The organism is Bradyrhizobium uaiense, assembly GCF_010811875.1.
Lineage (GTDB): Bacteria > Pseudomonadota > Alphaproteobacteria > Rhizobiales > Xanthobacteraceae > Bradyrhizobium > Bradyrhizobium uaiense.
This window is the reverse complement of sequence record NZ_VKHP01000324.1, coordinates 1-9,197: the sequence shown is the minus strand read 5'-3', so window position 1 is coordinate 9,197 and position 9,197 is coordinate 1. Positions and strand designations below refer to the sequence as shown.

9 protein-coding genes are annotated in these 9,197 nt (G+C 64.3%); 8 read left to right on the top strand and 1 reads right to left on the bottom strand.

The genetic code is table 11. The features are described 5' to 3' along the window. A partial coding sequence (locus FNJ47_RS42100) for a DEAD/DEAH box helicase (RefSeq protein WP_236000459.1) occupies positions 1-1,281 on the bottom strand: 1,281 nt, incomplete at its 3' end. Positions 1,282-1,746: 465 nt separating this feature from the next. On the opposite strand from FNJ47_RS42100, the gene urtA reads away from it, so the two are divergent. From urtA to FNJ47_RS42060, 8 genes are all read left to right on the top strand, one after another. After that, positions 1,747-3,075 carry an urea ABC transporter substrate-binding protein gene (urtA, locus tag FNJ47_RS42095; RefSeq protein WP_146989050.1) on the top strand — a complete coding sequence of 443 codons (1,329 nt, stop codon included), beginning with the start codon at positions 1,747-1,749 and terminating at the stop codon, positions 3,073-3,075. Positions 3,076-3,150: 75 nt separating this feature from the next. Continuing rightward, the gene (gene urtB, locus FNJ47_RS42090) at positions 3,151-4,803 is read left to right on the top strand and encodes an urea ABC transporter permease subunit UrtB (RefSeq protein WP_236000458.1); all 1,653 of its coding nucleotides are present in this window, start codon (positions 3,151-3,153) and stop codon (positions 4,801-4,803) included. Beyond that, complete coding sequence (gene urtC / locus FNJ47_RS42085; RefSeq protein WP_163162173.1) at positions 4,800-5,969, top strand: urea ABC transporter permease subunit UrtC; 1,170 nt, start codon at positions 4,800-4,802, stop codon at positions 5,967-5,969. The genes urtB and urtC overlap by 4 nt, the downstream gene beginning before the upstream one ends. Before the next feature lie 4 nt (positions 5,970-5,973). Continuing rightward, a complete protein-coding gene (gene urtD, locus FNJ47_RS42080; protein ID WP_146989055.1) occupies positions 5,974-6,735 on the top strand; it encodes an urea ABC transporter ATP-binding protein UrtD in 762 nt (253 codons plus the stop codon). Positions 6,736-6,739: 4 nt separating this feature from the next. Beyond that, positions 6,740-7,435 (top strand): urea ABC transporter ATP-binding subunit UrtE, encoded by a 696-nt coding sequence (gene urtE, locus FNJ47_RS42075; RefSeq protein ID WP_163162171.1) that lies wholly within the window; start codon positions 6,740-6,742, stop codon positions 7,433-7,435. A gap of 50 nt (positions 7,436-7,485) precedes the next feature. Next, positions 7,486-8,322 (top strand): urease accessory protein UreD, encoded by an 837-nt coding sequence (locus FNJ47_RS42070; RefSeq protein WP_163162169.1) that lies wholly within the window; start codon positions 7,486-7,488, stop codon positions 8,320-8,322. Between the two features lie 100 nt (positions 8,323-8,422). Further along, entirely contained in the window at positions 8,423-8,725 is a 303-nt protein-coding gene (locus tag FNJ47_RS42065; protein WP_050387204.1) for an urease subunit gamma, read from the top strand. 9 nt (positions 8,726-8,734) lie between these two features. Next, positions 8,735-9,040: an urease subunit beta gene (locus FNJ47_RS42060; RefSeq protein WP_163162167.1), complete on the top strand. Its 306-nt coding sequence runs from the start codon at positions 8,735-8,737 to the stop codon at positions 9,038-9,040. The last annotated feature ends 157 nt before the right edge of the window (positions 9,041-9,197 follow it).

Below are 9,197 nucleotides of genomic sequence, written 5' to 3'. Positions count from 1 at the left end.
TTCATCAGCATGCCCACGACACACTACGTGTTCTCTTTTTTTTTCAATGCGGAGGCCGCCTTCCGTGTTTCTTCCCGTCTCGTGGGGTTCGGGATGTTTTTTATGAGCCGGCGTAATGCGGATCAGCCGCTCGATATCGCGCAAATAGCCCATCTCCTCGGCGCCGGCGATCAGCGAGATCGCGACCCCGTCGGCACCGGCGCGCGCGGTGCGGCCGATGCGATGGACATAGGTTTCCGGGATGTTGGGCAGGTCGAAGTTCACCACGTGGCTGACGCCGTCGACGTCGATGCCGCGGGCGGCGATATCGGTCGCCACCAGCGTGCGGATCTCGCCGGAACGGAACGCCGCCAGCGTCCGCTCGCGGTGGTTCTGCGATTTGTTGCCGTGGATCGCATTGGCCTCGATGCCGGCTTTGGCGAGGCTCTTCACCACCTTGTCGGCACCGTGCTTGGTGCGGGTGAAGACCAGGGCGCGATTGACCGGCTCCTGCTTCAGAAGCTGGGCGAGAACCGTCGGTTTGGCTGCGAAATCGACCTGGATCGCGCGCTGGGCGATGCGATCCACGGTCGAGGCCACCGGCGTCACCGCCACGCGGGCGGGGTCGCGCAGCATCGCCTCGGCGAGCTCGGCGATGTCCTTGGGCATGGTGGCCGAGAAGAACAGCGTCTGGCGCCGGATCGGCAGCTTGGCGACGATCTTCCTGATGTCGTTGATGAAGCCCATGTCGAGCATGCGGTCGGCTTCATCGAGCACCAGGAACTCGACCTGGTTGAGTTTCAGTCCGTTGCTCTGCACGAGATCGAGCAGGCGGCCGGGGGTGGCGACCAGCACTTCGACGCCCTGCATCAGGGAGCGGACCTGGCGGCCCATCGGCACGCCGCCGATGGCGAGCGTCGAGGACAGCCGGATGTGGCGGCCATAGGTGTTGAAGCTGTCGAGGATCTGCCCGGACAGTTCGCGGGTGGGCGAGAGCACCAGCACGCGGCAGCTCTTGGGCAGCGGACGGACGCGGTTCTCCAGCAGCCGGTGCAGGATCGGCAGCGCGAAGGACGCGGTCTTGCCGGTTCCGGTCTGGGCGATGCCGACGACGTCGCGGCCGGCTAGTGCGAGCGGGATGGTCTGGGCCTGGATGGGGGTCGGCGTGAGATAGTTTTCTTCTCGAAGCGCGCGGGCGATGGGATCGGCGAGGCCGAAATCCTGAAAGGAGGTCAAAAGATGGTTCTTTCCATAAAAGCCGTCATCGTCCGGCCAGTATCGGCCGGAATCGCATGAAGGCATTCGGGGACACCCGCGTGTCTGGGGCGTCAAGCTGGGTTAGCTGAAAGGCGAGCCAGAAGCCGCTTGGGGCAGCTTGAACACGCAGCTCGCGAAGGCACCGCGATGTCGCGGGCATGGCGAGGATATGGACCAGGAACTTGGCGGTTTCAAGATGATATCGCTGGCTTTGGTGCGCGGAGTTCGCTGAACCATCGCGCAAACTGTCACAAATCGGTGCCGGAAATTTAGCCAAGTCGCCAATTTTGCCTAGAAAACAACCTGATTGCTCTTTCGGCAGTCAGGTTGGCGGCTCAATGCTTGGGCAGCCCCGTTCCGCATTTGCCCGGAACTCGTGAAATTATCCAACTGGTTCATCGGCTTACGGTGCCCACGCACCGTGGCACAGTTCTTGCGATTCCCTTAACCGCAGGCGGCCATGCGGCCGTTTCGCAAGCGTTCACGCCTGCGTCAGGGAGACGACATTTCATGCTTACTCAGCTTACTCACGGAATAGCGACGATGACCCGCCGCCGCGCGCTCGCGGCGACGGCCGGCCTGGTTTTGGGTCTGGCTGCGTCCTCGCCCTTCGCGCCCGCGCAAGCGGCCGACGACACCATCAAGGTTGGTATCCTTCACTCGCTGTCGGGCACCATGGCCATCAGCGAAACCACCCTGAAGGACACGATCCTTTTCCTGATCGACGAGCAGAACAAGAAGGGCGGCGTGCTTGGCAAGAAGCTCGAGCCCGTCGTGGTCGATCCCGCATCGAACTGGCCGCTGTTCGCCGAAAAGGCGCGCGAGCTGATCACCAAGGACAAGGTTGCGGTCGTGTTCGGCTGCTGGACCTCGGTGTCGCGCAAGTCCGTGCTCCCGGTGTTCAAGGAGCTGAACAACATCCTGTTCTATCCGGTGCAGTATGAGGGCGAAGAGTCCGAGCGCAACGTGTTCTACACCGGCGCGGCGCCGAACCAGCAGGCGATCCCCGCCGTCGACTATCTGATGAAGGAAGAGAAGGTGAAGCGCTGGGTGCTGGCCGGCACCGACTACGTCTATCCGCGCACCACCAACAAGATCCTGGAAGCCTATCTGAAGTCGAAGGGCGTCGCCCAGGACGACATCATGATCAACTACACGCCGTTCGGTCATTCCGATTGGCAGACGATCGTGGCCGACATCAAGAAGTTCGGCTCGGCCGGCAAGAAGACCGCGGTGGTCTCCACCATCAACGGCGACGCCAACGTTCCGTTCTACAAGGAGCTCGGCAACCAGGGCATCAAGGCGACCGACATCCCGGTGGTCGCGTTCTCGGTCGGCGAAGAAGAGCTCGCCGGCATCGACACCAAGCCGCTGCTCGGCCATCTCGCCGCCTGGAACTACTTCGAGTCGATCAAGACTCCGGCGAACGAGAAGTTCATCAAGGAGTGGCAGGCCTACACCAAGAATCCGAAGCGCGTGACCAACGATCCGATGGAAGCGCACTACATCGGCTTCAACATGTGGGTGAAGGCGGTCGAGAAGGTGAAGTCGACCGATCCGGACAAGGTGATCGACGCTCTCCCGGGCATCGAGGCGCCGAACCTGACCGGCGGCACCTCGAAGATGCTGCCGAACCACCACATCACCAAGCCGGTGTTCATCGGCGAGATCAAGGGCAACGGCCAGTTCGACGTGGTCTGGAAGACCCCGGGCCTGGTGGCCGGCGACGCCTGGTCGAAGGAGCTCGAAGGCTCCAAGGACCTGATCGGCGATTGGGTCGGCAAGAAGTGCGGCAACTACAACACCAAGACCAACAAGTGCGGCGGCCAGGGCTCTTGAGCAGCTGAAAGGCTCTTAAGCTCCTGACCTGATCAACGACACAACACAACCATCCAAGAACCTGGAGAAGGCGGCATGCTCGCCGCCTTCTCCTCACACTCCTGCCGGGGTCCTGACGTGTTCGCCAATTGTATTGATCGATTTCGTGCGCTGTTTCTCTCGATCCTGCTGCTGAGCTGCCTTGCTGTGCCGGCGCTGGCCGGCCCGTTCGAGGATTCGGTCGCCAAATTCGCCAATGATGAGTTCTCCGACACCGAGGCTGCGGTCGGCGAGATCGCCGCATCGGGCAATGCGCTGGCGTCGCCCATCATCAGCGCGCTGCAGGACGGCCGGCTGTCGGCCGATCCCGACAGCAAGAAGGTCTTCATCACCCAGACCGACGGCAAGATCGTCGATGCCACCACGGGTGCAGCGGTGGACAAGCTGCCCGACAACGCTGCGGCCGTTCGGCTCAACAACCGGCTGCGCCGCACCGTGGAGGCCGCGCTCGGCGGCCTGACGCTGCTGTCACCGGATCCGGCCAAGCGGCTCGCCGCGGCGCAATCGGTGTTCAAGAGCCACGAGGAAAACCTGCTGCCGACCGTGGAGAGCGCGCTCGCCAAGGAGAGCGTCAAATCGATCAAGCAGGCTTTCGCCGAGGCGCGCGCCGCCATCATCCTGTTCAAGTCGGATGCATCCGACAGCGACAAGCTCGATGCCGTCGCCGTGGTCAAGGCGCGCGGCGATCAGGAGGCGCTGGCGCTGCTCACCGGGCTTGGCGACCAGCCGGCGCTGGTCACCAAGGCGGCCGCAAGCGCGGTGTCCTCGATCCAGAGCAATCTTGCGATGTGGTCGATGGTGCAGAATGCCTGGTATGGCCTCTCGCTCGGCTCGGTGCTGCTGCTCGCCGCGATCGGCTTGGCCATCACCTTCGGCGTGATGGGCGTCATCAACATGGCGCATGGCGAGATGGTGATGCTCGGGGCCTACACCACCTTCGTGGTGCAGGAGGTGATCCGCACCCGCTATCCCGCGCTGTTCGATTATTCGCTGTTGATCGCCGTGCCGCTCGCCTTCCTGGTCGCCGGCTTCATCGGTGTGTTGATCGAGCGCACGATCATCCGCTTCCTCTACGGCCGCCCGCTGGAAACGCTGCTCGCGACCTGGGGCCTGTCGCTGGTGTTGCAGCAGGCGGTCCGCACCGCGTTCGGCCCGACCAACCGGGAGGTCGGCAATCCCTCCTGGATGAGCGGCGCGTTCGAGCTCGGCCAGATCACCATCACCTATAACCGGCTCTGGATCCTCTGCTTCACGCTCGCGGTGTTCGCCATCCTGCTTGCGATGCTGCGCTACACCGCGCTCGGGCTCGAGATGCGCGCGGTCACGCAGAACCGCCGCATGGCGGCCTCGATGGGGATCGCCACCTCGCGGGTCGATGCGCTGACCTTCGGCCTCGGCTCGGGGATCGCCGGCATCGCCGGCGTGGCGCTGTCGCAGATCGACAATGTCAGCCCCAATCTCGGCCAGAGCTACATCATCGACAGCTTCATGGTCGTGGTGTTCGGCGGCGTCGGCAATCTCTGGGGCACGCTGGTCGGCGCCTTCACGCTCGGCATCGCCAACAAGTTCCTCGAGCCTGTGGCGGGGGCGGTGCTCGGCAAGATCGCGATCCTGGTGCTGATCATCCTGTTCATCCAGAAACGGCCGCGCGGCCTGTTCGCGCTCAAGGGCCGGGCGGTGGAAGCATGACGCCGCACATCCTCACCCGCTCGCTTGACCGCGCCGCGACGGCGTTCGTCCTCCTCGTCGCCGCTGTCGGCGTGCTGATCCCGCTGTCGAACCTGCTATTGCCGCAGGGCTCGATGTTCCAGGTGCCGACCTATCTGGTGGCGCTGTGGGGCAAATATGTCTGCTACGCCATCCTCGCGCTGTCGATCGATCTGATCTGGGGCTATTGCGGCATCCTCTCGCTCGGCCATGGCGCGTTCTTCGCGCTCGGCGGCTACGCGATGGGCATGTACCTGATGCGCCAGATCGGCAGCCGCGGCGTCTACGGCAATCCGATCCTGCCCGACTTCATGGTGTTCCTGAACTGGGACAAGCTGCCCTGGTACTGGTACGGCTTCGACAAATTCTGGTTTGCAGCGCTGATGGTGCTGCTGGTGCCCGGATTGCTGGCCTTCTGCTTCGGCTGGCTCGCCTTCCGCTCGCGCGTCACCGGCGTGTATCTGTCGATCATCACGCAGGCGATGACCTATGCGCTGCTGCTGGCGTTCTTCCGCAATGATTTCGGCTTCGGCGGCAACAACGGCCTGACCGACTTCAAGGACATCCTCGGCTTCAACGTGCAGGCGGAAGGGACGCGTGCCGCGCTGTTCCTGCTGAGCTGCCTGGCGCTGATCATCGCGTTCCTGATCTGCCGCGCGATCGTGAGCTCGAAGCTCGGCAAGGTGCTGATCGCGGTGCGCGATGCCGAGAGCCGGACCCGCTTCCTCGGCTATCGCGTCGAATCCTACAAGCTGTTCGTGTTCACGCTGTCGGCCTGCATGGCCGGCGTCGCCGGCGCGCTCTATGTGCCGCAGGTCGGCATCATCAATCCGAGCGAATTCGCGCCGGCCAACTCGATCGAGGCGGTGATCTGGGTGGCGGTCGGTGGCCGCGGCACGCTGATCGGGGCCGCGCTCGGCGCCGTCGTCGTCAACTACGCCAAGACGTTCTTTACCTCCGGGCCGCTCGCGCCGTACTGGCTGTTCATGCTGGGCGCGCTGTTCATCCTGGTCACGCTGCTGTTGCCCAAGGGCATCGTCGGCACCTTCAACAGCTGGTGGGAGCCGCGGCGCAGCACGGGCATCGCAGCCGATGAGGCAAGTGCCGCGCGCGAAGACGGTATCAGCGCTGCGAAGATGGCGGAGTAGGCAGATGAACGTCATGGATACCCGCGCCACCTCGGCCATGCTCTATCTCGACGGCGTCCACGTCTCGTTCGACGGCTTCCACGCCATCAACAATCTGTCGCTGACGCTCGCGCCCGGCGAGATGCGCGCCATCATCGGGCCGAACGGCGCCGGCAAGACCACGATGATGGACATCATCACCGGCAAGACCAAGCCGGATGAGGGCACCGTGCTGTTCGACGGCACCGTCGACCTGACCCGGCTCGACGAGACCCGCATCGCCGAGCTCGGCATCGGCCGCAAATTCCAGAAGCCGACCGTGTTCGAGAGCCAGACCGTGCAGGACAACCTGCTGCTCGCGCTCAATGTCGATCATTCCGTGCGCGGCACGCTGTTCTGGCGCGGCAGCAAGGCCGAGTCCGAGCGCATCGACAAGGTGCTGGAGACCATCCGCCTGACCGACGCGCGCAACCGCCTTGCCGGCAGCCTGTCGCACGGCCAGAAGCAGTGGCTCGAGATCGGCATGCTGCTGGCGCAGGATCCGAAGGTGCTGCTGGTCGACGAGCCGGTCGCGGGGATGACCGATGTCGAGACCCATCTGACGGCAGAGCTCCTGAAGGAGATCAACAGGAACCACACCATCATGGTGGTCGAGCACGACATGACCTTCGTGCGCGAGCTCGGCGTCAAGGTGACCTGTCTGCATGAGGGCTCGGTGCTCGCCGAGGGCTCGATCGACCAGGTGTCGTCGAATGAGCGGGTGGTCGAAGTGTATCTGGGGCGCTAGGGCGATGCTGAAGGTCGACAATATCAATCTCTATTACGGCGCGGCACAGGCGCTGCGCGGCGTGTCGCTGACTGCCGAGCCGGGCAAGGTAACCTGCGTGCTCGGCCGCAACGGCGTCGGCAAGACCTCGCTGCTGCGCGCCATGGTCGGCCAGTATCCGATCGCCTCCGGCGCGATCAATTTCGACGGCAAGGATATCACCGCGCTGAAACCCTATGAGCGGGCGCGGCGCGGCATCGGCTTCGTGCCGCAGGGCCGCGAGATCTTCCCGCTGCTGACGGTGGAAGAGAATTTGAAGACCGGCTTCGGTCCGCTGAAGCGCGAGGACCGCAACATCCCCAATGACGTGTTCTCGCTGTTTCCGGTGCTGGAGACCATGCTGGGCCGCCGCGGCGGTGATCTCTCCGGCGGCCAGCAGCAGCAGCTTGCGATCGGCCGCGCGCTGGTGATGCGGCCGAAGCTCCTGCTGCTCGACGAGCCGACCGAGGGCATCCAGCCCTCGATCATCAAGGATATCGGCCGCGCCATTTCCTATCTGCGCAACCTCGGCAACATCGCCATCGTGCTGGTCGAACAATATCTCGACTTTGCCTGCGAACTCGGCGACAGTTTTGCCGTGATGGACCGGGGTGCGGTGAAATATGCCTGCGACCGCGCGAACCTCGATCCCGCCGAGATCAGCCGCCAGATGGCGCTGTAAACAGGAAGTGACGCCGCCTCTCGCGGCGTGCGCAAGGGAGCGTTGGGGGAATGCGGACCGGGATCGCAGGCGCGGCGGCGGCGACGTTTGCGGCGAACCGCGCCCAGGGTGCTGTCAGGTTCGAGGTGCATCGCAAAGACGGCGCCACCCGCCGCGGCGACCTGCATGAGTCGGGCTCTTTGCGTGTCCGCTTCCCGTCACCGGAGGACGACGGGCTCTCGGCGATGTTCGTCAACACCGCCGGCGGAATTGCCGGGGGTGACCGCTTCGAGGTCGCAATCACGGCCGGTGAGGGCGCCCGCCTGACGCTGACCACGGCGGCCGCTGAGAAGGTCTATCGCGCCCCTGGCGCCGCCGCGAGGCTTGATATCTCGCTGAACGTTGCCGCGGGCGCGCATCTCTCCTGGCTGCCGCAGGAAACCATCCTGTTCGACCGCGCGCGCATCCACCGCACTTTCGACATCGACCTTGCCGAGGGCGCCTCACTGCTGCTCTGCGAAATCGTGGTGTTCGGCCGCGCGGCGATGGGCGAGACCATGCGCCATGGCGAGTTCGTCGACCGCTGGCGGATGCGCCGCGCCGGCCGGCTGGTGTTTGCCGAAACGATCAGGCTCGACGGCGACATCGGCGAGAAGCTGGCGCGGCCCGCGATGGCCAATGACGGCTGCGCGATCGGCACGGCACTGATCGTTCCGGGCAACGAAGCCTTGGTCGAGCGCATCCGCGAGGCGTCGGAAAGCTTCGGCGGCGAGGTCGGCATCTCCGCCTGGAATGGCTTTGCAATGGCGCGCTTCTGTGCCCAAGATGCGGCCCGGCTGCGCGCCGACATGATGGCGGTGCTCGGCCGCGCCTCCATCGTCCCGCTGCCAAGACTCTGGCTTAACTAAAGGCCTGTGGCTCAACTAGGCATGATCCGGAAAAGTGGATACCGGTTTTCCGATAAGTTCATGCCCAACTTAAACGTTTCAGAACGATCAGAGTGCTCGCATGAATTTGTCTCCCCGCGAAAAGGACAAGCTCTTGGTTTCGATGGCCGCCATGGTGGCGCGCCGCCGGCTCGAGCGTGGCGTCAAGCTGAACCATCCCGAGGCCATTGCGCTGATCACCGACTTCATCGTCGAGGGCGCGCGCGATGGCCGCACGGTCGCCGAGCTGATGCAGGCCGGCGCCAAGGTCCTGACCCGCGCGCAGGTGATGGATGGCATCCCGGAGATGATCCACGATATCCAGGTCGAGGCGACATTCCCCGACGGCACCAAGCTCGTCACCGTCCACGAGCCGATCCGATAGGAGCGCGACATGATCCCCGGCGAACTCTTCATCAAGGACGGCGAGATCGAGCTCAATGCCGGCCGCAAGACCGTGACGCTGTTGGTCGCCAACACCGGCGACCGGCCGATCCAGGTCGGCTCGCACTACCATTTCTTCGAGACCAACCCGGCGTTGAAATTCGACCGCAAGAAAGCCCGCGGCATGCGCCTCGACATCGCCGCCGGCACCGCCGTCCGCTTCGAACCCGGCCAGACCCGCGACGTCCAGCTGGTGGCACTCGCCGGCAAGCGCGTGATCTACGGCTTCCGCGCCGAGGTGAAAGGGAAGCTGTGACGGATCGTGAGGTGAGCACTACGGAAGGGCTCCCTCCCCCCTTGCGGGGGAGGGTTAGGGAGAGGGGTGCCGCTTGCTCCGCTGCAGGACGTGACACGGCAACCCACGCAGAGTCGATTGAAAGAGATTGCACCATCTCTTCAATCGGAGCCCGGGG

Excerpts from the sequence above, each read along its gene's own strand:
- urtA (WP_146989050.1), top strand. The coding sequence starts at position 1,747 with ATGCTTACTCAGCTTACTCACGGAATAGCGACGATGACCCGCCGCCGC.
- FNJ47_RS42065 (WP_050387204.1), top strand. The coding sequence starts at position 8,423 with ATGAATTTGTCTCCCCGCGAAAAGGACAAGCTCTTGGTTTCGATGGCC.
- urtC (WP_163162173.1), top strand. The coding sequence starts at position 4,800 with ATGACGCCGCACATCCTCACCCGCTCGCTTGACCGCGCCGCGACGGCG.
- FNJ47_RS42070 (WP_163162169.1), top strand. The coding sequence starts at position 7,486 with ATGCGGACCGGGATCGCAGGCGCGGCGGCGGCGACGTTTGCGGCGAAC.
- FNJ47_RS42060 (WP_163162167.1), top strand. The coding sequence starts at position 8,735 with ATGATCCCCGGCGAACTCTTCATCAAGGACGGCGAGATCGAGCTCAAT.
- urtE (WP_163162171.1), top strand. The coding sequence starts at position 6,740 with ATGCTGAAGGTCGACAATATCAATCTCTATTACGGCGCGGCACAGGCG.
- urtD (WP_146989055.1), top strand. The coding sequence starts at position 5,974 with ATGAACGTCATGGATACCCGCGCCACCTCGGCCATGCTCTATCTCGAC.
- urtB (WP_236000458.1), top strand. The coding sequence starts at position 3,151 with ATGCTCGCCGCCTTCTCCTCACACTCCTGCCGGGGTCCTGACGTGTTC.